Consider the following 23,232-nt stretch of genomic DNA (forward strand, 5'->3'; position numbering starts at 1 on the left):
CAAATCCATAAAATAATAAGGAATGCTGTGAACGCCTTATCCGATGTGTACATCAACAGCGCGGCGGCGTTTTTGCCCAACCGTCCCGTCAGCAACGATGAAATGGAAGCCGTGTTGGGACAAATCGGCGGCGTGCCATCACGGGTACGCAAAATGATTTTACGCGCCAACGGCATCCGCAGCCGTTATTACGCTGTGAACCCGCAAACTGGCGCAGCCACCCACAACGCCGCCCAACTCGCCGCCGAAGCCATACGCGCTTTGCTGGCGCAAGGTATTGACCCCAATACGGTATCGCTGCTGGCGTGTGCCACTTCTTATCCCGACCAAATCATGCCAGGGCACGCTGCTATGGTGCATGGTTTGCTGCCCGAAATCCCCCCTTGCGAAATCGGCAGCCATGCGGGGGTGTGCGCGGCGGGCATGGGGGCGCTGTTACACGCCTACCGTGCCATACGCTGTGGCGGTGCGGGCGTGGCAGTGGCGTGTGCGGCAGAAAACGCTTCGGCAGTAATGCGCGGAACGTGTTTTGAAACCGCACCGCGTGATTGGCAGCAAAGCACGCCCGAATTGGCGTTTGAGCAGGATTTTTTGCGTTGGATGTTGTCAGACGGCGCAGGGGCGCTGGCATTGTCGTCCGCACCCACAAAAGGACGTTTAAACTTTAAAATCCGTTGGATAGAATTGTTTTCTTACGCAGGGCAAATGCCTGTGTGTATGTATGCGGGCGCAGATTTCGACCCGCAGGGACAATGGCGCAGCTTTAAAGAACGCGCCGCCGATATTCCCGCCAATATTTTATCGGTTAAACAAAATGTGAAACTGCTAAACGCCGAAATTATCCGTTATACCGTTGAAAAACCCTTGCAGGCGTTGAAAGACAAATACGCGCTGCACAGCGAGCAGATTGATTGGTTTTTACCGCATTATTCATCTGAATTTTTCCGCGAACGTGTGGCGCAGGGGCTGGACAATATTGGTTTGCCCATCGCGGCAGACAAGTGGTTTACCAATCTGCACCAAAAAGGCAATACGGGTTCGGCTTCCATTTATATTATTTTGGAAGAATTTATGCGCCGCAGCGATATTCAAACGGGCGACACGGTATTGTGTTATGTGCCTGAAAGCGGGCGTTTTTCCAGCAGTTTTATGTTGTTGGAGGCAGTAGATGGACGTTAAGGACGTGCCGCAGGACGACAGCCGTATTTACCGCGGGCAGCGCAAAATCCTGTATGCCACCCGTCAGGGGCGTTATGAAAGCGCGGCATCCAGCGGTTGGCAAGACGAAACGTATGCCACCGAACAAGCTGTGGCAGATTGGGCGGCGTGGGCGCAACAGGCTTATGCGGAAGCGGCTGCGGGCAAGCGTTCGCCGCTGTATTACCATATGTTTCGCTACCGCCACGACGAAGTGTCGCTGGCGCAGAGTGCGGGGGTGTGGCGTTGGCAGTTGCGCCGCCATTTGCGCCCCGATGTGTTTGCCAAACTGTCCGACCGCTGTCTGCAAAAATACGCCCGCGCCCTGAACATGCCTGTCAACGCGCTGCGTACACTGCCGTCTGCCGCCGAACTTTCCCCTTTCGGAGAACCGCTTTAATGGACGATTTTCCCCACCGCCACACGGCGCACTGCGAAAGCGGTACGCTGTCGGCACTGCTGCGCCATCACGGTGGCGATTTGGACGAAGCCATGGTGTTCGGATTAGCTGCGGGATTGGCGTTTGCTTATATCCCTGTGGTTAAACTGGCAGGTATGCCTTTGATTTCCTATCGCATTGCACCGGGGCGCATGATTAAAAACGCTTGTGCGCTGTTGGGTGTACGTTTGCAGATGCAGCGTTTCCGTTCTGCCGAACAGGGCATGAATGCTTTGGATAAGGTGTTGGCAACAGGCGGGGTGGCAGGCATTCAGACTTCGGTGTTTTGGCTGCCTTATTTTCCGCCTGAAATGCGTTTTCATTTTAACGCGCACAATCTGCTGGTTTATGGTAAACGCGGACAGGATTATCTGCTCAGCGACCCTGTGTTTGAAACGGTACAAAGCTGTTCCGCCGCCGATTTGCAGCACGCCCGCTTTGCCAAAGGCGCACTTGCCCCCAAAGGCTTGATGTACACGGTAAGCGATGCCTCTGCGCTGCGCGATTTGCCGCAACGCCTGCCCGCGCTGGTGCGCCGCGCCATTGCCAAAAATGCGCGTCAAATGTCGCCACCTGTCTTTTTTGTGGGGGTACGCGGTATGCACACGCTCGCCCGCCGCATTCAGGCACTGCCGCAACGCCACGATGCTGCTTATTGCGCCCGTTATTTGGGGCATATGGTGCGGATGCAGGAAGAAATCGGCACAGGCGGGGCGGGTTTCCGTTATCTGTATGCCTATTTTTTACAGCAGGCTGGCGAAATTTGCGGCGATGATGCCCTACATACCGCTTCCGAACAGCTGACTGCCATTGGCGACAGTTGGCGCGAATTTGCGGGACAATGTGTGCGCCAATGCCGTCAGGCGCAGCCGCAGGGCTATGCCGAAACCGCCGCCGCGTTGCACAGCTTGGCAGAACGCGAAAGCGCGTTTTGGAAACATTTACACAGTTGGTCAAAAACATGATTTCCGTAGAAAACGTTTCGCACCGCTATCCCGCCGCCGCTGTGCCTGCCTTGGAACAGGTGTCGCTGCACATTGCGGCGGGGACGGTGCTGGGGTTGCTGGGACCCAACGGCGCAGGCAAAACCACGCTGATGTCGCTGATGGCGGGTTTACAGCCTGTACAAAGCGGTTTGATTACCTTTGACGGTGTGCCGCTGGAACGCCTGCACCGCCGCGTGCGCCGCCAAATTTCCCTTGTTCCGCAAGACTTTGCCTTTTATCCGCAATTGAGCGTGCGCGACAATATGGCGTTTTTTGCCGCTTTATACGGCGTGCGCGACCGCGCTTTTACCGACAGCCTGTTGGAACAAACAGGGCTTGCCCCCCACCGCCGCAAAGCCGCCAAACACCTTTCAGGCGGATTGAAACGGCGTTTAAACTTCGCCATCGGGCTGATTAACCGTCCCCGCCTGATTTTTTTAGACGAAATCACCGTAGGCATTGACCCCGAATCGCGCCAATTTGTGTTAGACAGCGTGGCAACCTTGGGACGACAGGGCGTAACCGTGGTCTATACCTCGCATTATTTGAACGAAATTGAAACCCTGTGCAACCGTTTGGCGGTTTTGCACCGTGGACAAATCGCGTTTGACGGTGCTTTGGACGACTTACCCACGCAAGAAGGTTTGTGGCTGCGTACTGAACCGCCGCTCAGCAGCCGCCATCTGGCACAACTGGGCGGCACGCCCGCCGCAGGCGGCTACCGTTTGCCCGCCCACCACAGCCCCGAACAGGTATTGCCGTTTTTATACGCCGCAGGCTACCGCATTGCCGCCTGCCGCTTCGGCAAACCCTCTTTAGAAGATTTTTATTTGGACTTTTTGCGCCGCGCCGACAGCGCACAGGACAGCCCCCCATCATGTTAGCCGCCGCCGTTATCAAAGAACTCAAACTGTTGTCCCGCGACCTGCACGGCGTAGCGGTGCTGTTTGTGATGCCCATTGTGTTTATGCTGATTATGTCGGCAGCACTCAGCAGCGACAGCGACAATCTGCGCCCTCACGCCCAAATTATCTTGCTGGGCAACGGCGGCGACACCGATGCCAAATTGCAAGAAGCCCTACAAGTAGAAGGCTGGCGCGTGTATGCCGCACCCTTAAGCGATTTAAAAAAATGGCAGCAGGCACTGCAAAACGGACAAGCCGATTTACTGGTTGCCAACCCCAACACCAGCGACACCCCTTTAGAAAAAGAACAGCCCCTGCAACTGTGGCTGCGCCCCGATGCCGACCGCGCTTGGCTGCTCGGTGCCAAAGGCGTTTTGCGCCAACACTACACCCGCATTCGCTTGGACAGTTTTTTAGCCGAACGGCAAATCCGTTTGGACAACGCCCAATCGCCCCCCGTGCGCCAAATCCAACAGCAAGTGGATAAATCGTTTGAACAAACACGCAAACAGGTACAAAACCACCTACAGCAAAACCTATGGCAGGAAACCTATTTAAACCGTCAGGGGCAAGCCGTTAAACGCCCCAATTCGGTACAGCACAGCGTGCCCGCGTGGCTGATTTTTGGTATGTTTTTTATTATGATTCCGCTGTCTAACGTGATGACGGCAGAACGCCAAACCAATACGCTCACCCGTTTGAGCATGGCACGCGCACCCGCTTCGGCATTGTTGGCAGCCAAAATCATTCCCTATTTTCTGATTAACCAATTGCAGTTTGTCGGCATGGTGCTGCTGGGTTATACCGTGTTGCCCGCGCTGAATATGCCTGCTTTTACGCTAACAGGGGCATGGCATCCTTACGCGCTACTGGCAGCGGCGGTAAGTGCGGCGGCGTTGGGCTACGGGCTGCTGGTAAGCGTGTGCGCCCGCAGTACCGAACAAGCTGTGGTGTTGGGCGGCGGCGGCATTATTATTATGGCGGCATTGGGCGGGATTATGGTGCCCGTACACATTATGCCCGACACCATGCGCCAAATCGCCGAATGGTCGCCGATGGGCTGGGGCTTGGATGCGTTTCAAAAGCTGCTGCTGAATCATGATTCGGTGATGCAAATCCGTCCGCAATTGTTGAAATTGGCGGGTTTTGGCGCAGCGGCGCTGACAATAGCCGCCTTGCTGTACCGCCGACAATTGACACGCGCTGCGCGTTTTTAAACCATTTTATTGATAACAAAGGATTATCCATGTCTTCCGACCTCAAGCAGCAGCTCAAGCAACTGATTGTTAGCGAAACCGAAAAAGACCATTTAAATCCACAAGAAATAGACGACAACGAACCTTTATTCGGCGAACGCAGCCGTGTCGGGTTGGATTCCTTGGACGCGCTGCAAATCAGCATTGCCCTGCAAGCGCGTTACGGCGTGCGTTTAAACGGCGACCGCATGGTACGCAAACACATGATGACGGTGGGCGCGTTGGCGGATTTTATCCTTTCTGAACAAAAACATGAACCGTAAAAGTGTGTACTTGCGCGGCGGCAGCCTGCAATGCGCCCAAGGCAGCATCCGCATCGGCGGCAGCCTGCCCGCTTGGCAGCCGTGGGCAAACCGCGTGTTGCGCCGCATTACACCGTTTGGACAGACACGAGATTTGCCGTATTTTGCGGCATTTCCCAACGAATTGTGCAGCAAAAACGCGCAGTTTGTGCTTTTAGAACAACACATCCGCGCCGCCGTTGCCGATGCGGGACTGCCCGACAACAGCCTGTCGCAGCTGCCCGTGTTTATCGGTTCGGGGACGTATGTGCTTGCCGATTGGGAACAAAACGGCGGCAGCAGTTACCGTTTGGACGAAACCGCCGCTGCCCTGCGCCGGCGTTTCCGCAATCCCGATATCTGCGCCCTTGCCACATCCTGCACCGCATCAGCCCATGCCCTAATTCAGGCAGTAAGACACGTTGCCTTACATGGCGGTTGCGCCGTGGCAGCAGGCATAGAAACCTTTAACCGCACCACTTTGGCACATTTTGATGCCATGAACCTGCTTGCCCGCCATCCCGACGACCGCCATGCCATGACCTTGGGCGAAGCCGTTGCCGCCGTGGTGGTGTGCGCCCGTCAGGGTGTCGTCAGACTGCACGGCTGCACCGCGCAAACCGACTATCACGCCCTTACCCTGCCCGATACTGATGCCCTGTCGCAGCTGATTCACAGCCTGCTGAACGACATTCCCCGTTTGGCGGGGGTTAAACTTCACGGTACGGGTGGCGCATCCGACCAAACCGAACGGCAACTTTGGCAACGCCTGCACCCGTCCTGCCCCCTGCTGCGGCTCAAGCCCTATTTGGGGCATACGCTGGGCGCGGCGGGCGTAGCCGAAACCGTACTGCTGGCAGCCTGTTTGCGCCACCGCCGTCTGCCCGACCAAACTGCCCTGCCCGCAGGCGCGTATGCCAATGTTTTTCTCGGTTTCGGCGGCAGCCATGCCGCTTGGATATTGGAATCCCCCCATGCCGATTAACTGCCTGACCGTGTGCGCCGCCAGCCTGCTGCTGCCGCCGCCGTCCGACCTTTCCCCGCTGTTACAGCCCTATGGCGTTTCCCCGCGCCGTTTAAGCCGCATCAGCCAACTCACATTGGCGGGCGCACTGCCCCTGTGTGCCGCACTGCCCCCGCACAGCGCCCTGTATCTTGCCTCGCCCTTCGGTTCGCCACAGCGTTTTGCCCGCATGACCAACAAATGGACACAACAGCAACAGGCATCGCCGCTGGATTTTACTGCCCAACTGCACAACGCTCCCCTGTTTCATCTGGCGCAAACCGCCCGATTGCACGGCGAAAGCCTGTTTGTGATTGCCGAAGCCGACAGCCTGACCCACATCCTACATCTGGCAGCCAACGCCCTTGCCGCCCAAGCCGTTCCCGCCGTGCTGCTCGGCTGGGCAAACGAATCCCGCCAAGCAGGCGAAGCCGAAATCAGTTTATGGTGGCACCTTCGCCCCGCTGCCCCCACACCGCACCCCGCCCCCCTGTTCCGTCCCGACCACACATCCGACTTTGCCCGCGCCGCATCCCACCTGCACCACAGCCTGCAACAACACCGCGCCTTACAGCTGCCCGCCACCGCCGCCCGCCCTACCCTGCAACTGCAACTGCCACCCTCAATCCCCTGCCCGAATCCGCTATAATTACCCGTTTACCCCGATTCACAAAAGGACACCCACCATGTTTTTACAAGGCAAAAAAATTCTGATTACCGGCATGATTTCCGAACGTTCCATCGCCTACGGCATCGCCCAAGCCTGCCACGCCCAAGGCGCAGAACTGGCATTTACCTATGTGGTAGATAAGCTGGAAAGCCGCGTGCGCAAACTGGCAGAAGGTTTCGGCTCACAACTGGTGTTCCGCTGCGACGTACAAAGCGATGAAGAAATCGCCGCCACCTTTACCCAATTAGCACAGCATTGGGACGGCTTGGACGGCTTAGTACACGCCATCGCCTTTGCCCCCAAAGAATCGCTCGGCGGCGACTTTTTAGACAGCATCAGCCGCGAAGCCTTTAATATTGCTCACGAAGTTTCCGCCTACAGCCTGCCCGCGCTCGCCAAAGCCGCCCGTCCGCTGATGCAAAACCGTAACGCTTCCATTGTTGCCCTATCGTATTTGGGCGCAGTGCGCGCCGTTCCCAATTACAACGTGATGGGCATGGCAAAAGCCAGCTTGGAATCAGGCATCCGCTTTACCGCATCGTGCTTGGGCAAAGAAGGCATCCGCTGCAACGGCATTTCCGCCGGCCCGATTAAAACGCTTGCCGCTTCAGGCATAGCCGATTTCAACAAATTATTGGGACACGTTGCCGCCCAAAATCCCCTACGCCGCAACGTGACTATTGAAGAAGTGGGCAACACCGCCGCCTTTTTGCTGTCGGATTTAGCATCGGGCATTACAGGCGAAATCACCTATGTGGACGGCGGTTACAGCATCAATGCCCTAAACGACGGCGAATAATGTTCAGGCTGCCTGAAACGGAATTTAAACGTTTCAGGCAGCCTGAAAATCATTTATCTGTTTAATTATTACGTTTGTTTTGTGCTTTAAAATCCGACTGACACTTACCACACATTTATTAAATAAACAAAAGGTTATGTTATGGATTTAACTGTTCAAGTAACCAAAAACGCAGATGAATTATTCCCCAAAGAATTGGAAGGCGACAAAAAACATTACCTAATTTCCCATATTGATTTACACGGAACTATCCACCTAATATTCTCATCAGCCTTATCCATCCGCCAATTCAGCCTGTCTCTCATTCAGGAAGCCGTTTACGGACAAATCAGCGAAAAATGTTTCCAGCCCTTAATGGAAGATGACGGCTATTTATGTATTATTGACGGGGTAAGAATGGGCGTAAACAGCGGAACTTTATTTATTTTTTATGATGAAATTCCCGAAGCCCAACTTCCAAACAAAATATTTATCGGGAAAGATTTCAAGCTTACCCAACTGCAAACAGAACCGTTTAATCACCAATTATTCTTGTTTGCAGACAGTAATTTATATAAGAATCATGCTTACTTAACTTTTCCGTCCAGAAAGCTTATGTATCTTTTCGGCTTAGATTTATTGCATCAATTTATTATCAAAGGCACAAAGCAACTGCAATCAACGGAATTATTTATTCCGACAAAAGGGAAAAATATCAAGATTCAGTTAATGCAGTAAACGTAGGATTAGTTAGGTTAGGTAAAGCCATAATCAGATATTTTTAAATAAAATAAATATGTTGGATTTATATTACTCTTCAATCCAAGCTGCCCCACTAAAAAACCGCGCCCCACCGCGCGGTTTCCCATTACTGAATCAAACCCTTACCCCGCAAAAACACCTGTGCCACACTGCGTTCGTCCTGCCCGCCGTTTTCCACTTCGGCATTTAAACGCGCCATCTCGTCATTACTTAACACGCGGTTCATTTTTTCCAAAACGGCTTTTAATTCAGGGTATTTAGCTAGGGTTTCGGCGCGTATTACCGTGCCTGCATAATAATCGGGATAGAGTTTTTTATCGTCCGTCAGCACGGCGACTTTTCCACCTGCCAGCGCCGCATCGGTGGTAAAAATATTCACGGCATCAATCTGCCCGTCTGCCAAAGCACGGTATTTTAAGCCGATATCCAAATCACGTTTTTCTTTAAATTGAAAACCATAGCTTTTGACTAAAGCATCGTAACCATCGCTGCGTTCGTAAAAATCGTATTCCGCACCAAAGCGCAGTTGCGGGCTGAAACGCGCCAAATCGGAATAGTTGCGAACCTGATTCGCTTGCGCCCAATCGCGTGCCACCGCCAGCCCGAAAGTGTTGTTAAAACCGTATAAGCCCACCCATTCCAGTTGGAACTGCTGGCGGTAGGTTTGGGCGAGCTGGGGGAAAATATCGCTGCCTGCGGCGGCTTCGGGGCGTTTGAGTACATACAGCCACGCGGTGCCTGTGTATTCGGGATAAAGGTCAAATTCGCCTTTTAACAGCGCAGGATGAATATTGGCAGTGCCGCCGCCGATGCCTTTTGTGATTTCGGCTTTTAAATCGGTATGTTCTTCAATCAGCAATGCCAGCATTTCCGCCAAAATAAATTGTTCGGTCATGGGTTTGGCGGCGATTTTGACGGTGTGTGTTTCTGCAGACGGCGTACATGCGCCCAATACTGCGCTTAAGCCCAATAAAATCAGGTATTTTTTCAGGTTTCTCATCATGCGTTCCAGTTTAAACGTTTCAGCCACAGGGCAAACAGGCGGTCGGCGGCAAAGGCAATCAGCATCATCAGCAGGCTGCCTGCCAAAGTCATGGCGGTGTTTTGGGTGGTAATGCCGCGATATACTGCCACGCCCAATCCGCCTGCGCCGATAAAGGAAGCAATCCCCGCCAGCGAAATAGTCATTACGGCGGTGGTACGCAACGACGACACAATCACAGGCAACGCCAAAGGCAGAGTAATATAACGCAAAATCTGCATTCGGTTTAAACCCAAAGCGGTTGCCGCTTCGCTCATGCCTGCATTGACCTGCGTGATACCCGTATGCGTTCCCGCCGTAATCGGCAGCAACCCGTACAGGCTTAAGGCAATCACGGCGGTGGTGTTGCCCACGCCGCTAATCGGAATCAGCAAACCAAACAAGGAAATAGCAGGAATGGTGTAAATCAAATTATTGGTTTGCAGCACCCACGGCGCAAAGGCACGGTATTCGCTAATCAACAGCCCCAATGCCACGCCGAACACGGTGGCAATCAGCAGCGACAAGCCCGACAGCAACAGGTGTTCGCCTGTGAGTGCAAGAAAAAATTCGGGGCGCGACAGCAGCAGTTTCATCAGTCCGTCAAACATCGCTGCGCCGCCCCAATAGAAAGAATGTGTGCATCATAATGATTTTTTTAGAATAATAAAACGGGAATTATACCCGATTCGGGCAGCTGTTTTGTTTTAAGCCGTCTATCTGAAAGTATCGTAGCTTGGGTTGAAGTGCAGCGCAAACCTAACACAAGCCACACAATATATTGAAAATAAAATAATATTTTGTTCCCAACCCAACCTACACTTGCTTTAGTTTCACACAAAAATCATGCTACAATAATCATGAAACCCTCTATTATTGTCGTTAATTTAATACAAGGGAGCTTACTTAAAATTGACTGCTTTGCAACGGTCGGCACTTCATATTTTGGATAAGCTATCAACTTATAATTATTTTCCTTAAAATCAATATCATAGCTATATAATCCCTTATGAGCCATAACAATAAAAGATGATAAATAACGACTTTTTTCTTGTTCGTTATTAAAATATGGTAAATTATCTTCACAGACTTCAATTTCAATGGGATTGCTTTCTTGTTCATCAAAGTATGTGCATATTTCTTCCCAACCAAGTCTGTCGTTTACAACAGATTTTGGTAATAAGTCAGTACCACCCGAAGCAAAATGTGCAATTTTTTGACCATCTCTTGCATACCAATCTAAATCATTGGATAAAATAAATCCAATGTCCAATATATTTAAATTCATTTTTCAACACCAAACATATTAGTACCGTAGCTTGGGTTGAAGCACAGCGCAAACCCAACATAAACAACATAATGCATTGAAAATAAAATCATGTTGGGTTTCCAACCCAACCTACACTTGCTTCAGCCTAACCTATGCTTACTTGATTACCAATCAAACTCACCACGTTCACGCATTTCATGCTCTACTATTGATAGATAATGACCTAAATTAAATAACTCCTCATATGTCCAGTTAGAAACTTCTATGGTGCAAAATATAACTTCATCATATTCCGTATGAATAATTTTAAAATCAGTATTAAAATGCATATTAAATTCATTAATCGCTTTAAGTAAGATATTGTCATCCATAACCATTACTTCAAAGGTTAAAGGTTGTGTCATTTCTTTACTCCATCAATTAAGCAAGTATAAGTTGGGTTAAGGCAAAGCCGTAACCCAACGTTTTCTTGAATGGGTTTACGCTGCACTCACCCCCCAATCTACACCACTATTATTAGAACAATCCGCTAATCACGCCGTTTTCATCTACATCAATGTGTTCGGCAGCGGGAGATTTGGGCAGCCCCGGCATCCGCATCATATTGCCGCACAGCACCACCACAAAACCTGCGCCGTTGGCAAGGGTTACGCCGCGCACATTCAGTACAAAGCTCTGCGGACGACCCAATAGTGCAGCATTGTCGCTTAATGAATACTGTGTTTTCGCCATACACACGGGCAGTTTTCCAAAACCCAACTGCTGCAAACGTTCCAGCTCGGCGGTGGCTTCGGCAGAAAAGGCAACATCTGCCGCACCATACACTTTTTGTGCCACAGCACGGATTTTCTCGGGCAAGCTGTCTGCCAAATCATAGGCATAGGCAAATTGATTGGGCTGGTTTTCAATGGCAGACAAGACTTTACGCGCCAAATCTTCGCCACCTGCGCCGCCGTGCGCCCATACTTCGGTCAGCGAGACTTCTGCGCCATGTTCGGCACAGGCTTGGCGCACGGCTGCCAATTCGGCATCGCTGTCGCTGTGGAAACGGTTGATTGCCACCACCACGGGCAAACCGAACAGGTTCTTCATATTGTCAATGTGTTTCAACAAATTGGGTAAACCTGCTTGTACGGCGGCAACGTTTTCGGTGTTTAACTCGGTTTTGGCAACGCCGCCGTTGTATTTCAAGGCGCGAACAGTGGCAACAATCACGGCAGCATCGGGGCGCAAATCTGCCAAACGGCATTTAATATGGCAGAATTTTTCCGCACCCAAATCTGCGCCAAAACCTGCTTCGGTTACGGCGAAATCCGCCAAATGCAGTGCGGCGCGGGTGGCGGTAACAGAATTGCAGCCGTGGGCGATATTGGCAAACGGTCCGCCGTGTACCAGCGCGGGTGTGCCTTCCAGCGTTTGCACCAAATTGGGCTTGAGTGCGTCTTTTAACAAAGCTGCCATCGCGCCTTGAGCATTCAGGTCGCGGGCGTAAACGGGCTCGCCGCTGCGGGTGTACGCCACCACCATGTCGCCCAAACGCTGTTTTAAATCCGCCAAACCGTTTGCGAGACAAAATACCGCCATCACTTCGGATGCCACGGTAATATCAAAACCGTCTTCTCGCATCACGCCATCGGCAGGTTTGCCTAAACCACTGACAATATGGCGCAATTGACGGTCGTTCATATCCACCACGCGCCGCCACAACACGCGTTTGGGGTCAATATTCAGGGCGTTGCCTTGGTGGATGTGATTGTCTAACAGCGCGGCAAGCAGGTTATTGGCTGCACCGATGGCGTGAAAATCACCCGTAAAGTGTAAGTTGATGTCTTCCATCGGCACAACTTGGGCATAACCGCCACCCGCTGCGCCGCCTTTAATGCCGAATACAGGTCCTAAAGACGGTTCGCGCATGGCAACGGCGGCGCGTTTGCCCAAACGGTTAAGCGCATCTGCCAAACCAATGGTAACGGTGGTTTTGCCTTCGCCCGCAGGGGTGGGGTTGATGGCAGTCACTAAAATCAGTTTGCCTTGCTGCGAAGGGCGGGAAAACACAGCGGCAGTGTCCAGTTTGGCTTTGTATTTGCCATAATGTTCAAGGGCATCGGCTGGCAAGTCCAGCGCAGCAGCGATTTCATCAATCGGGCGCATGGTAGCGGCGCGGGCAATTTCGGCATCGGTATTCATTTTATTCCTTTTCGGTTGGCAAACCCGCCGTTTCGGGCGGTAAAATCGGCTTTTATTCGGATTGGGCATCACCCGTCCCAATCAGGGCAACACATCGGGCTGTGCTTGATGGATAAGCCTGTGTGTTGAAATATTTCAAAATATCCTTTTCTTTATTGGACTTTCCCCCACCCCTACCCTCCCCCGCTTGCGGGGGAGGGAGTAACACATTTCAGGCGTGTATTATGCCCTCTGTACATAGGCGAGGGAGTATAATCATAGGCGTGATATTTACAGTGTCCCCTCCCCCAATGTGGGGGAGGGCTAGGTGGGGGAAACATCATGATTTCGCTGTCAGCAGATACAGCATCAGTTGTTTTTCTTCCGCGCTTAAACCTTGGGTGCTGTTTTTTTGTTTTAGGGCTTCAATTTGGGCTTGTTTGATTTGGCTAATCAAACGGCTGTTGCCCTCGCAAAAGGCTTGTTCGCGCACGTTTTGTGCGGCTTCGCTGTCGTCATCATCAACAGGCGGATGTGCCAATGCTTGTTGCAATAAGGGAGCGTGCGGGCTGTGGCGGAAATGTTCCCACACTTGCGCGGGTGCGGCATCGGAACGGCTGCGACAATATTCCGCCACCGCCGTCAAACACGCCGCTTCGCCCGTTACCGCCAAATAATCGGGGAAAACCACATGTTTCGCCCACTGCGGACAAAACAGCAAATCGCGGATTTGCTTTTGCGCCAAGCTGAACAGCGGTTCGGGGCGGGCGCTGCGTTCGGGCAAAGTGTAGCGTTTGGCGGCGACGTGGCGCGGCGGCATCGCCCGTCCGATTAAACGGGCCAAATCGGGTGCGGCAATGCCCGTTAAACGTCCCAATTCCTGCTGAAACAAAAACGCCAGCGCGGGGGCTTGGATTTTTTCCAGCAGCGGCGCGGTGCGCTTAACCAAATCCGCTTTGCCTTCTTGGGTGTTTAAATCGGTGTGCGCCGTCAGTGCCTGCCAAAAATACACGGAAAGGGCTTCGCTTTGATTGAGCAGGGCATCTTCAAATGCCGCGCTGCCGTATTCGCGCACATAGCTGTCGGGGTCGTGCGATTCGGGCAAAAACAGAAAACGCAGCGATTTGCCGTCTTTAAGCTGCGGCAAGGCGTTTTCCAAAGCCCGCCACGCTGCACTGCGCCCCGCTTGGTCGCCGTCAAAACAAAAATACACTTCATCACTTTGACGCATTAAGATTTTAATGTGGTCGGATGTGGTGGCTGTTCCCAAAGCCGCCACGGCATAGCCGATGCCCGACTGCGCCAATGCCACCACGTCCATATAGCCTTCCACCACCAAAATACGCCCTGCTTCACGGATAGCGGTACGCGCTTCATACAAACCGTATAAATGTTTGCCTTTTTCAAACAAAGGGGTATCGGGGGAATTGAGGTATTTGGGTTTGGCATCGCCCAACACGCGCCCGCCAAAGCCGATGATTTGTCCGCTGCTGCTGCGGATGGGGAACATAATACGGTTGCGGAAACGGTCGTAATGGCGTTTGCTGTCTTCGTGTTCCACCACCAGCCCGCTTTCTACCAATTGGGCAGACGGATAGTTTTCAAACACTTGCGCCAAGGGTTGCCACGCATCGGGGGCGTAACCCAAGCCGTAACGGGCGATGATTTCGGCGTTTAAGCCGCGTTGGGCGAGATAAGTTTGCGCCTGTGGCCATTTGCCCAATTGTTCGCGGTAAAAACGGGCAGCGGTGTCGGTGTGTTGCTCTAGGGTTTGCTGCTGTTTTTTGCGGGCAGCGCGGGCTTCAGCATCGGGCGCAGACGCATCTTGCGGCACGCTCAAACCAATGCGTTCTGCCAAAAAACGCACCGCTTCCACAAAGCCCAAGCCCTGATATTCCATCACAAAACCGATGGCGGAACCGTGTGCGCCGCAGCCGAAGCAATGGTAAAACTGCTTGGACGGACTGACGGAAAAAGACGGCGATTTTTCCTTATGAAAAGGACAGCACGCCATATAGTTCGCGCCACTTTTTTTCAGCGGGACGTAATGCTCAACCACATCAACAATATCGGTTTTGGCAAGCAGTTCGTCAATAAAACCAGATGGAATCATGTTGGATTAGGCACAATATAACGGTTTAAAAAACGCAGTACGCAGGCAAGTTCGGCAGCGGTGTCGTCCTGTGTGCCGTTGCCCGTGTGTCCGCCGCTGTCGGGGGCATACAGCCATGTTTGCGGCTGACGGGTTTGGCGCAGTTTGGCGTAAAACTTTAAGGCGTGGGCGGGGTGAACGCGGTCGTCGCTCAAACTGGTGGTAATCAGCGCGGGCGGATAGACAGTGTCGGGATTGAGGTTGTGATAGGGCGACAAGGCGGCAAGATAGCGGTAATCGGGTTCGTTGTCGGGATTGCCGTATTCTTCCAACCAGCTTGCACCCGCCGATAAGCGGTGATAGCGCAGCATATCGGTAAGCGGTACTTCGCACACCAGCGCACCAATGCGTTGTGGGGCGCGGATATAGGCAGCGGCGCACACCAAACCGCCGTTGCTGCCGCCTTGCAACGCCGTGTGTTCGGGCAATGCCAAACCGCGTGCATACAAGTCTTCCGCCACCGCCAGCAAATCCTCTACGCTTTTGTGTTTGTTTTCGCGCACTGCCGCTGCGTGCCAACCCGCAAATTCGCCGCCGCCACGGATATTCGCCAACACAAACGCCCCACCCTGTGCCAACCAGTGCTTGCCGATGCTGCCCAAATAATGCGGTAGTTCCGCCACATCAAAACCGCCATAGGCATACACCAGCGTGGGCGCGGGCGCAGCTGCCCCCACACGGTAATAGGGAATGCGCGTACCGTCTGCCGACTGCGCGTAATGCTGCACCACCGTCATGCCCGCAGGGTCAAACTGCTGCGGCTGACGGCGCAACACGCACAATTCCATCACATTCAAATCCAAGGCATACAGCGTTAAAGGACTTAAAAAACCGCTGGATGCCAAATACAGCACATCGCCGCCCCAAGGCTGGTCGGTCATTTCCACCGCACCGCCGTCCAACTGCGGCACGTTCTGCGGCAGCCATTCGCCGTTGTGCCAACGCCACGCCATCAACCGTCCCGCCACATTGTCCAGCACCGACACCACCACAAAACGCTTGGTCGTTTCCACCGTTTCCACCGCCTGCCCCGCATCAGGTACAAACAACTGCTGAGCCGCGCCCGTACCGTATTTGTCCAAACGCACCGCCAGCAACGCCCCCGCAGCATAACGGCGGTTGGCACGCTGCCAAGCCGTTTTCAAGCGCACCAACAACTGTCCCGCCAAATACCCGCAAATTTCCGCATCTTGCGGCAGATTCAATGCCTGTACCGAACCGTCTGCCGCGATACGGTAATACGTTTTGCTGAAAAAGCCCGTTGCCGCTTCCAGCAAATCCACCGCCGCGCCCTGACCGTCCAAATAACGCCATGCGTGTACCATTACCCCTTGCGCGTCCATGCGGAACACCAATTGCGCGTCTTCAAACACCTGTCCGCGCCGCATCAGCCACACCTCGCGCGGATAGCCCGATTCGGTTAATTGTTCCTCGTCCCACGCAGGGCAAACCCACAGGCTGTCCACATCGCGCCAAGCAATATGGCTTTTGGCAGCGGGAAAGTGAAAACCGTTTTCCACCAACGCCCGCGCTGCCAAATCAAATTCCAAAGTATAAGCCGCATCGCCGCCTGCCGCGCTTAAAGTCAGCAAAGCCCGTTCAGGCTGTTCCACACAATGCGACACCCCGTCCAAATACACATCATCGCCCAACAGCGCATCAAAATCCGCCACATCAAACAACACCTGCCAATCGGGTATGCCCGCACGGTAAGACGCAGATGAACACACACGGTACACGCCTTTCGGGTGCGCCGCGCTTTGGTGGAAGTGATACATTTTGGCGCGGTGTTCTTGGCAAAACGGAATCTGCTTTTCATCGCGCAACATCGCAGCAATATCGTCTTTTAGCGCGTGATAAGCTTCATCGCCAAACTGCGCCAACGTGCTTTCGTGGGCTTCACGGGCAAAAGCGGCAGTAGCGGGGTCGTTCAGGTTTTCCAAAGCGGAAAATTCATCGTGGGCAATCATAAGGGCAAGCGGCAATCAAAAACGGTATTGTATCGCCCTTGCCCTGTTCACGCCAAACGCGCCTTTATTCGTCAAGGGAAAACGGCGCAGTTTCCAAGGGCATAAAACGGGTTTTGTCTGCTTCATTTTCCACAGGCTGATTTTCTACAGGCGTAGATGCAGGTTTAAACAGCACATCTTCCAAATATTCAACAGAATCGTCACGAACAGGCTCTTTCAAATATTCAACGGAATCGTTAGAAACAGGCTGTGCCAACGCCGACAAACCTTGCGCCAAATCCGCAGCGGCGCGGCGGTAGCCTTCCGCATTAAAATGTACGCCATCTTTGGCTGCCAAACCCTGTTTTACCCAAGCATTCATGCTGCACGCGCCACCCTGTGCCTGTTGCCAAGACCAATACAGCAAGCCTTCGCTTTCCGCCACCCGTTTTTGCATGGACTGAACGGCATCCAGCTTGGCAGGGCGCGTACCGCAACGCCCTTGTTTACCAACCAGCGATTCGGGCGCACCCACAATCAGCACCGCCGCTTCAGGCAAGGTGTCGCGGATACGGCGTATGCTGTTGCGCCATTGCGTTTCCGCCGCCGCAGGGTCAAAACGGGCGTTAAACGCTTCATTGGTGCCATACGCCAAAATCACCAAATCGGCACGGGTTTGCGCCAAATCTTGTTGCCAATCTTGTCGCCAAGCAGACCATTGCGACAACTGCGAACCGTTAATCCCCAGCGCCGACACCACCGCACCGCGTTTGCCGTTTTCCACACCCACCGCGCCGATGTCCCACACGCTACCCTTTGGCACGCTAAACTGCACGGGCAACACCGCTTCTACGGCAATCGGTTGCCAACCCTGCGCTGCTGCGGTTTCGGTATGTCTGCCCTGCCCGTCCCGCAGCAATAAAGCACCGTCGCCCGCCACCCGCCGCGCCACCAGTTGCACGGATTGTGTGTCTGCCGATGCACGCGCTTCTGCCGCCGCCAAAGCCAACGTTTTGCCTGCCTGCGAACGCGCCACCACCCCGCCCAAAGGAAAATCCAAACGGCTTTTACGCATATCCAGCGTTTGCCAACCGTTTTGATAACGCACCGTTGTCACCCGTTGTCCTTTAACGCTTTGTGGAAACACCCAACCGATGCCACCGTCGCCCCAACGCTGCTGCAAACGGCGGCGCAGTTCATCAGTAAAAAATCCGCCTGCGGTATGCGAATCGCCCAATTGCAGCACACGGAATACTACATTTTCGCCCTGTTCCAACTGCGCCAGCTTCTGTCGCCACGGTGCAGACGGATTTGCGCCGTAATCCTGCACACTATCGGCAAACGCCGCCGTACCCACCGTTAAACCACACACCACCGCCACACCACGCCCAATATATTGACCCCAATTCACGATTGTTTTCCTATCCAAAAATTCTCATTTTAGAACAATGCCCGTTTACCCCGCAGCTTTAACACCGCAAAAAACATCGCGCCGTCTGAAAAAAACATCAGACGGCGCGATTTTAAAGTGAGGGCAAACCCTATTGTTGATACGACAACTGCCGTTCAATAAAATCCGCCACCAACTGCTGACCCTGCGTGGTAAAGTGAATCCCGTCCTTGCTGCGAACGCGCACGGTTTCGCCTTCCACCGTAATCGAATCTTGATATTCTCCGCTGTGGTCGCTCAACCAATCGGCGGTTTCCAGCCACAAAACGTGCGGATATTTGTCTTTTAAAGCTCGCGCTAATACTTGATTCACATAAATCATCTGTTTGTCCAACTTTTCACGCTTCATGCGCGGCACACCCAACCACACGATTTTCGCGCCTGCTTTGTCGGCAGCCGCCACAATCCGCGCCACGCGTTTGGCGTATTCTTCTTCCCATTCCTGCGATTCAAATTTCAAATATTTGGCAGCGGGATTATCGGGATTGGGGAAATCCCACGGGTCATTTGCGCCAATCAGCACCACCAGCAATTTGATGGTGTCGTCTTCCGCCAAATGCTGCTCGATGGTAGCGGGCCAGTCAAAAAATTTGGGATACGCCAAACCCGTGCTTTGTTTACTTAAATTCAGCGAATCGATTTGATGCTGGCTTTTTAAGGTTTTTTGTAGATGCGGTGCCACGCCCTGCAGCATGGAATCGCCCGCAAACAAGACTTTATTGCCCGGTGCCAGCAAAATGGTTTTGTCGGCAGTAGCGGCAGGCTTGGGCGCGGGTGCAGACGCAGCAGGTGTGGCAGCAGCCGCTTCTTCAGCCTGATGGGTGGGATAGAGCTTGTCCACTTCGGGCTTGGCAGGTTTTTTTGTTTTAACGGTGTGAACGGGCTTGGGGGCTTCGGGGACACGCCACTGCGCCACCCATTGGGTGTTCTGCTCGCTAAAGCCGTTACGCAAATTATCGTAAGCACCGTTCAGGCTGTCTTGCAGCTGTCCGCCTGCCCGCCACAGCGGTATGGTTTCCAATGCCAAAAACGGGCTGTCGGTATGATAGGTTTGCTGCCAATACGCACTGATGGATTTTTGCGCGAACCAAATGGTCAGCCATGCCACACTCATCAGCACAAAATACAGCCACAACAGCCGTTTGGCAAACGAATAGCGTTTGTTACGGCGGCGTTTGGCGGGAAACAGCACGGTTTTGGCTTGACCGTTGTCGTCAGAAGTGAGCATAGATAAACCCCGGAATGCCCGCAGGGGCAACAATCATCAGAAAAAACAACACCGCAGCAATCGGAAACGGCCACGCCCAATACGGCAGCCGCGCCAACATCCGCACAAAACGGCGGAACAGCCACACCAGCTTACGGTAAAACAGCAATGCCAATGCCATCAGCACCAGCACCGCCAGCACGCCCAAATCGGGCATGTGCCAACCGCGCCCGCCGCCCAACAGGGCTTTAAACACCAAACCCGCGTCGCCCAAAGAAGACGTGGCAAAAATCACAAAGGTAAAGCAAACAAAGTTTACCGTAGTAAAAATGCCCACGGCACGTCCCCACGGAAACGACAATGCCAAGGCTTCACGCCCGAAACGGCGGTCGGCAAGGTTCAGCCCCACAAACGCCAGCCCGTGCAAAAAGCCCCACAACAAAAAGTTCCAGCCGTAGCCGTGCCAAATGCCCGACAACAGCATCGCCGCCATCACATTGATTTGTGTGCGCGTAAAACTGATGCGGCTGCCGCCCAAAGGAATATAAATATAATCGCGAATCCAAGTAGAAAGCGTAATGTGCCAGCGTTCCCAAAAGCTGCGGATATTGGACGCATGCAAAGGCATGCGGAAGTTTTGCGGCAAACGGAAGCCCAACAGCATCGCCATACCGATTACCAAATCCGTATAGCCCGAAAAATCCAAAAACAACTGCACCGTATAACCGTACACCGCTGCCAGCACCGCCCACGCATCGTATTGCAGCGGATTGGCAAATACAGGCACCACCCAGCCTTCATTTAACGTGCCCGCTAACCACCATTTTTTAATCAAACCCAATAAAATCAAGCTGATTGCCAAAGCGGGTTTAATCACAGTACGGCGCGGGGCGCGGATTTGCGCCGCAAAACCCGTTTGAATTCCATCTACCGTTTTAAAATCATCGGCACGGATAATCGGACCTGAAGTAATGGTTGGGAAAAAGCTCAAGTGAAACAACAGCTCGTGCCATTGCAAACGCGCAGCGGGACGTTTGCTTGCCGACACCATATAGGCAATTGCCTGAAAGGTATAATACGAAATGCCCAAAGGCATCAGAATATCCACCACGCCCGCGCCCAATAATTCGCGCAACTGCGGACGGAAAAAGTCAAAATACTTAAAAAAGCCCAAATTGACCAAGGACAGCACAATGCCCACGCGCAGCCAGTATTTGCGCTGCAAATCATCGCGGCTGAGTGCCATTTTTTCCGTAACCACATACACCGCCGAGGCAAACAGCACCACCGCCAATGCAAACAGGGGATTGACCGCTGCCAAACAGCCCAAACCCACAACCAACAGCAACAGGTTTTGCAGGCGCGGCGTTTCCGCCAAAGCCCAATATAGCGGAAACAGGCAAAGAAAAAATACAGCAAACTCAATAGATAAAAACGACATGATTCACACGCGGCGGGCAAAGGGGTCAAAAATAAAAAACCAAACCCCATTCGCGCCAGTAACACGCACGAATACGGGTTCTAAAAACGTGATGGTAACATATTTTGTCCTTTCCGCACCGCTGCGCCGCAACAAAAACACCCCGAAACCTAGGGTTTCGGGGTGTGCTTTCAGATTATCAGACAGGAATTAGCCTTTTTTGTCTTTCACTTCTTGGAATTCGGCATCTACCACATCGTCATCTTTGCCTTTATTGGGCGCATCGGCGTTGGCGGGGTCGGCGGCTGCTTCGGCTTGCGCCTGTGCGTACACCATCTCGCCCAGCTTGCGGCTAACGGTACCCAAGTTCTCGGTTTTGGCATCAATTTCGGCTTTGTCGTCGCCTTTTACGGCTTCTTCGGTTTCTGCCAAAGCGGTTTCAATTTGGGCTTTTTCATCCGCTTCCAGTTTGTCGCCGTATTCTTCCAGCGATTTTTTCACTGAGTGAATCATCATTTCTGCCTGATTACGGCTGAACACCAATTCCACCAGTTTTTTATCTTCTTCGGCATTGGCTTCCGCATCTTTTACCATGCGTTCGATTTCTTCCTCGCTCAAGCCTGAAGAACCTTGAATGGTAATGTTGGCGGCTTTGCCTGTGCCTTTATCTTTGGCGGAAACGTGCAAAATACCGTTGGCATCAATATCAAAAGTCACTTCAATTTGCGGTACGCCACGCGGTGCGGGCGGAATATCGCCCAAATTAAACTGACCCAATGATTTATTCGCTGCCGCACGCTCACGCTCGCCTTGCAAAACGTGGATGGTTACCGCGCTTTGGTTGTTTTCGGCAGTAGAGAACACTTGGTTGGCTTTGGTGGGAATGGTGGTGTTTTTGTTGATGAGTTTGGTCATCACACCACCCATGGTTTCAATACCCAAAGACAAGGGGGTTACGTCCAACAGCAATACGTCGTTACGACCACCGCCCAATACTTCGCCCTGAATGGCTGCGCCCACGGCAACAGCTTCATCGGGATTCACGTCTTTGCGCGGTTCTTTACCAAAGAAGGCTTTAACGGCTTCTTGTACTTTCGGCATACGGGTTTGACCACCCACCAAAATCACATCGTCAATATCCGATGCGCTCAAGCCTGCGTCTTTCAAGGCAATGCGGCAAGGATCGATGGAACGCGCCACCAAATCTTCTACCAAAGATTCAAATTTGGCACGGGTAATTTTCATTGCCAAGTGTTTCGGACCTGTCGCATCCATGGTGATGTAAGGCAGGTTGATTTCGGTTTGCTGACCGCTGGACAACTCAATTTTGGCTTTTTCTGCTGCTTCTTTCAAGCGTTGCAATGCCATTACATCATTTTTCAAATCAATGCCTTGTTCTTTTTTGAATTCAGCAATGATGTGGTCAATAATGCGTTGGTCAAAATCTTCGCCACCCAAGAAAGTGTCGCCGTTGGTTGCCAATACTTCAAACTGTTTGTCGCCATCTACATCGGCGATTTCAATAATGGAAATGTCAAACGTACCGCCACCCAAGTCGTACACGGCAATTTTGCGGTCGCCGCCCGATACTTTGTCCATACCAAATGCCAAAGCAGCGGCAGTCGGCTCGTTAATGATGCGTTTTACGTCCAAACCCGCAATACGACCTGCGTCTTTAGTGGCTTGGCGTTGGCTGTCGTTAAAGTAAGCGGGAACGGTAATCACCGCTTCGGTAATTTTTTCGCCCAAATAGCTTTCGGCGGCTTCTTTCATTTTACGCAGTACTTCGGCGGAAATCTGCGGCGGCGACAATTCTTTGCCTTGCGCTTTTACCCATGCATCACCATTGGCGGAAGCAATGATGTCAAAAGGCATGGTTTCAATGTCGCGTTGAACTTCGTTATCAGAGAATTTGTGACCAATCAAACGTTTGGCGGCGTAAATGGTGTTTTTGGCATTGGTAACGGCTTGGCGTTTGGCGGGCGCACCCACCAAAATTTCGCCGCCGTCCAAATAAGCAATCACGGAAGGCGTGGTGCGCGCGCCTTCGGCGTTTTCAATCACTTTGGTTTGACCGTTTTCGGAAACCGCTACACAAGAGTTGGTGGTACCCAAATCAATACCGATGACTTTTGCCATAATGTTTTGCTCCTGAAAATTTAAAAACTGATGTTTGTATAATGGGGATACAGGCGGCGGTTTTCAACTGCTTTTTATCTGAAATAAACCGCTGCTGCATCTGTGATGTCTGCAAAATAGGGGGCAGGCTGCACTTTTCAAGTGCCATCAGCAAAGTTTTTTCTACAAACACGCCCCATAT

The 23,232-nt window shown here is 52.6% G+C and carries 22 protein-coding genes; 10 read left to right on the forward strand and 12 right to left on the reverse strand.

Features of this window, described 5'->3' with window-relative positions; all coding sequences use genetic code 11:
* Positions 1–27: 27 nt before the first annotated feature.
* From H3L98_RS09880 to H3L98_RS09925, 10 genes are all read left to right on the forward strand, one after another.
* A complete protein-coding gene (locus H3L98_RS09880; protein WP_246327816.1) occupies positions 28–1,179 on the forward strand; it encodes a beta-ketoacyl-ACP synthase III in 1,152 nt (383 codons plus the stop codon).
* Entirely contained in the window at positions 1,169–1,597 is a 429-nt protein-coding gene (locus tag H3L98_RS09885) for a DarG family dialkylresorcinol biosynthesis protein (RefSeq protein ID WP_027021882.1), read from the forward strand. The genes H3L98_RS09880 and H3L98_RS09885 overlap by 11 nt, the downstream gene beginning before the upstream one ends.
* Positions 1,597–2,601 carry a BtrH-related acyltransferase DarH gene (darH, locus tag H3L98_RS09890; protein WP_027021883.1) on the forward strand — a complete coding sequence of 335 codons (1,005 nt, stop codon included), beginning with the start codon at positions 1,597–1,599 and terminating at the stop codon, positions 2,599–2,601. Before H3L98_RS09885 ends, darH begins: the two co-directional genes overlap by 1 nt.
* Positions 2,598–3,506, forward strand: coding sequence for an ABC transporter ATP-binding protein (locus tag H3L98_RS09895; protein ID WP_027021884.1), 909 nt, complete (start codon positions 2,598–2,600; stop codon positions 3,504–3,506). The genes darH and H3L98_RS09895 overlap by 4 nt, the downstream gene beginning before the upstream one ends.
* Positions 3,500–4,744, forward strand: coding sequence for an ABC transporter permease (locus H3L98_RS09900; protein ID WP_027021885.1), 1,245 nt, complete (start codon positions 3,500–3,502; stop codon positions 4,742–4,744). Before H3L98_RS09895 ends, H3L98_RS09900 begins: the two co-directional genes overlap by 7 nt.
* Positions 4,745–4,773: 29 nt before the next feature.
* Complete coding sequence (locus tag H3L98_RS09905; protein WP_027021886.1) at positions 4,774–5,046, forward strand: acyl carrier protein; 273 nt, start codon at positions 4,774–4,776, stop codon at positions 5,044–5,046.
* The gene (locus H3L98_RS09910; RefSeq protein ID WP_027021887.1) at positions 5,036–6,049 is read left to right on the forward strand and encodes a beta-ketoacyl synthase N-terminal-like domain-containing protein; all 1,014 of its coding nucleotides are present in this window, start codon (positions 5,036–5,038) and stop codon (positions 6,047–6,049) included. Before H3L98_RS09905 ends, H3L98_RS09910 begins: the two co-directional genes overlap by 11 nt.
* The gene (locus H3L98_RS09915) at positions 6,012–6,716 is read left to right on the forward strand and encodes a beta-ketoacyl synthase chain length factor (protein ID WP_182078431.1); all 705 of its coding nucleotides are present in this window, start codon (positions 6,012–6,014) and stop codon (positions 6,714–6,716) included. The genes H3L98_RS09910 and H3L98_RS09915 overlap by 38 nt, the downstream gene beginning before the upstream one ends.
* A gap of 37 nt (positions 6,717–6,753) precedes the next feature.
* A complete protein-coding gene (gene fabI, locus H3L98_RS09920) occupies positions 6,754–7,536 on the forward strand; it encodes an enoyl-ACP reductase FabI (RefSeq protein ID WP_034333167.1) in 783 nt (260 codons plus the stop codon).
* 141 nt (positions 7,537–7,677) lie between these two features.
* Positions 7,678–8,253, forward strand: coding sequence for a hypothetical protein (locus tag H3L98_RS09925; protein WP_027021889.1), 576 nt, complete (start codon positions 7,678–7,680; stop codon positions 8,251–8,253).
* A gap of 130 nt (positions 8,254–8,383) precedes the next feature.
* Here the strand turns inward: H3L98_RS09925 and H3L98_RS10840 are convergent, their stop codons facing one another.
* The 12 genes from H3L98_RS10840 to H3L98_RS09980 all read right to left on the reverse strand — a co-directional run bounded on the left by H3L98_RS10840 (position 8,384) and on the right by H3L98_RS09980 (position 23,223).
* On the reverse strand, positions 8,384–9,280 hold the full coding sequence (locus H3L98_RS10840; RefSeq protein WP_211247096.1) for a glycine betaine ABC transporter substrate-binding protein: 897 nt from the start codon (positions 9,278–9,280) through the stop codon (positions 8,384–8,386).
* Entirely contained in the window at positions 9,277–9,894 is a 618-nt protein-coding gene (locus H3L98_RS10845) for an ABC transporter permease (RefSeq protein WP_246327817.1), read from the reverse strand. Before H3L98_RS10845 ends, H3L98_RS10840 begins: the two co-directional genes overlap by 4 nt.
* 248 nt (positions 9,895–10,142) lie before the next feature.
* A complete protein-coding gene (locus H3L98_RS09935; RefSeq protein WP_034333170.1) occupies positions 10,143–10,586 on the reverse strand; it encodes a hypothetical protein in 444 nt (147 codons plus the stop codon).
* Positions 10,587–10,732: 146 nt separating this feature from the next.
* Positions 10,733–10,972, reverse strand: coding sequence for a hypothetical protein (locus H3L98_RS09940; RefSeq protein WP_027021893.1), 240 nt, complete (start codon positions 10,970–10,972; stop codon positions 10,733–10,735).
* A 112-nt stretch (positions 10,973–11,084) separates the two neighbouring features.
* Positions 11,085–12,755: a formate--tetrahydrofolate ligase gene (locus H3L98_RS09945; protein WP_027021894.1), complete on the reverse strand. Its 1,671-nt coding sequence runs from the start codon at positions 12,753–12,755 to the stop codon at positions 11,085–11,087.
* A 319-nt stretch (positions 12,756–13,074) separates the two neighbouring features.
* On the reverse strand, positions 13,075–14,847 hold the full coding sequence (gene dnaG / locus H3L98_RS09950; RefSeq protein WP_027021895.1) for a DNA primase: 1,773 nt from the start codon (positions 14,845–14,847) through the stop codon (positions 13,075–13,077).
* The gene (locus H3L98_RS09955; protein WP_027021896.1) at positions 14,844–16,856 is read right to left on the reverse strand and encodes a prolyl oligopeptidase family serine peptidase; all 2,013 of its coding nucleotides are present in this window, start codon (positions 16,854–16,856) and stop codon (positions 14,844–14,846) included. Before H3L98_RS09955 ends, dnaG begins: the two co-directional genes overlap by 4 nt.
* 64 nt (positions 16,857–16,920) lie before the next feature.
* Positions 16,921–18,246, reverse strand: a complete 1,326-nt coding sequence (locus H3L98_RS09960) for a GDSL-type esterase/lipase family protein (RefSeq protein ID WP_246327818.1) — start codon at positions 18,244–18,246, stop codon at positions 16,921–16,923.
* Between the two features lie 130 nt (positions 18,247–18,376).
* Complete coding sequence (locus H3L98_RS09965; RefSeq protein ID WP_051532036.1) at positions 18,377–19,513, reverse strand: SGNH/GDSL hydrolase family protein; 1,137 nt, start codon at positions 19,511–19,513, stop codon at positions 18,377–18,379.
* Positions 19,500–20,933, reverse strand: coding sequence for an MBOAT family O-acyltransferase (locus H3L98_RS09970; protein WP_027021898.1), 1,434 nt, complete (start codon positions 20,931–20,933; stop codon positions 19,500–19,502). The genes H3L98_RS09965 and H3L98_RS09970 overlap by 14 nt, the downstream gene beginning before the upstream one ends.
* A 189-nt stretch (positions 20,934–21,122) precedes the next feature.
* On the reverse strand, positions 21,123–23,051 hold the full coding sequence (dnaK, locus tag H3L98_RS09975; protein WP_027021899.1) for a molecular chaperone DnaK: 1,929 nt from the start codon (positions 23,049–23,051) through the stop codon (positions 21,123–21,125).
* The gene (locus H3L98_RS09980; protein WP_182078432.1) at positions 23,029–23,223 is read right to left on the reverse strand and encodes a hypothetical protein; all 195 of its coding nucleotides are present in this window, start codon (positions 23,221–23,223) and stop codon (positions 23,029–23,031) included. Before H3L98_RS09980 ends, dnaK begins: the two co-directional genes overlap by 23 nt.
* Positions 23,224–23,232 lie beyond the last annotated feature (9 nt).

It is taken from the genome of Conchiformibius steedae, from assembly GCF_014054725.1.
Classification (GTDB): Bacteria; Pseudomonadota; Gammaproteobacteria; order Burkholderiales; family Neisseriaceae; genus Conchiformibius; species Conchiformibius steedae.

Bases quoted from the DNA above. Each gene is read 5' to 3' on its own strand.
- H3L98_RS09885 (WP_027021882.1), top strand. From the start codon at position 1,169: ATGGACGTTAAGGACGTGCCGCAGGACGACAGCCGTATTTACCGCGGG.
- darH (WP_027021883.1), top strand. From the start codon at position 1,597: ATGGACGATTTTCCCCACCGCCACACGGCGCACTGCGAAAGCGGTACG.
- H3L98_RS09895 (WP_027021884.1), top strand. From the start codon at position 2,598: ATGATTTCCGTAGAAAACGTTTCGCACCGCTATCCCGCCGCCGCTGTG.
- H3L98_RS09900 (WP_027021885.1), top strand. From the start codon at position 3,500: ATGTTAGCCGCCGCCGTTATCAAAGAACTCAAACTGTTGTCCCGCGAC.
- H3L98_RS09905 (WP_027021886.1), top strand. From the start codon at position 4,774: ATGTCTTCCGACCTCAAGCAGCAGCTCAAGCAACTGATTGTTAGCGAA.
- H3L98_RS09910 (WP_027021887.1), top strand. From the start codon at position 5,036: ATGAACCGTAAAAGTGTGTACTTGCGCGGCGGCAGCCTGCAATGCGCC.
- H3L98_RS09915 (WP_182078431.1), top strand. From the start codon at position 6,012: ATGCCGCTTGGATATTGGAATCCCCCCATGCCGATTAACTGCCTGACC.
- fabI (WP_034333167.1), top strand. From the start codon at position 6,754: ATGTTTTTACAAGGCAAAAAAATTCTGATTACCGGCATGATTTCCGAA.
- H3L98_RS09925 (WP_027021889.1), top strand. From the start codon at position 7,678: ATGGATTTAACTGTTCAAGTAACCAAAAACGCAGATGAATTATTCCCC.
- H3L98_RS10840 (WP_211247096.1), bottom strand. From the start codon at position 9,280: ATGATGAGAAACCTGAAAAAATACCTGATTTTATTGGGCTTAAGCGCA.
- H3L98_RS10845 (WP_246327817.1), bottom strand. From the start codon at position 9,894: ATGAAACTGCTGCTGTCGCGCCCCGAATTTTTTCTTGCACTCACAGGC.
- H3L98_RS09935 (WP_034333170.1), bottom strand. From the start codon at position 10,586: ATGAATTTAAATATATTGGACATTGGATTTATTTTATCCAATGATTTA.
- H3L98_RS09940 (WP_027021893.1), bottom strand. From the start codon at position 10,972: ATGACACAACCTTTAACCTTTGAAGTAATGGTTATGGATGACAATATC.
- H3L98_RS09945 (WP_027021894.1), bottom strand. From the start codon at position 12,755: ATGAATACCGATGCCGAAATTGCCCGCGCCGCTACCATGCGCCCGATT.
- dnaG (WP_027021895.1), bottom strand. From the start codon at position 14,847: ATGATTCCATCTGGTTTTATTGACGAACTGCTTGCCAAAACCGATATT.
- H3L98_RS09955 (WP_027021896.1), bottom strand. From the start codon at position 16,856: ATGATTGCCCACGATGAATTTTCCGCTTTGGAAAACCTGAACGACCCC.
- H3L98_RS09965 (WP_051532036.1), bottom strand. From the start codon at position 19,513: ATGCTCACTTCTGACGACAACGGTCAAGCCAAAACCGTGCTGTTTCCC.
- H3L98_RS09970 (WP_027021898.1), bottom strand. From the start codon at position 20,933: ATGTCGTTTTTATCTATTGAGTTTGCTGTATTTTTTCTTTGCCTGTTT.
- dnaK (WP_027021899.1), bottom strand. From the start codon at position 23,051: ATGGCAAAAGTCATCGGTATTGATTTGGGTACCACCAACTCTTGTGTA.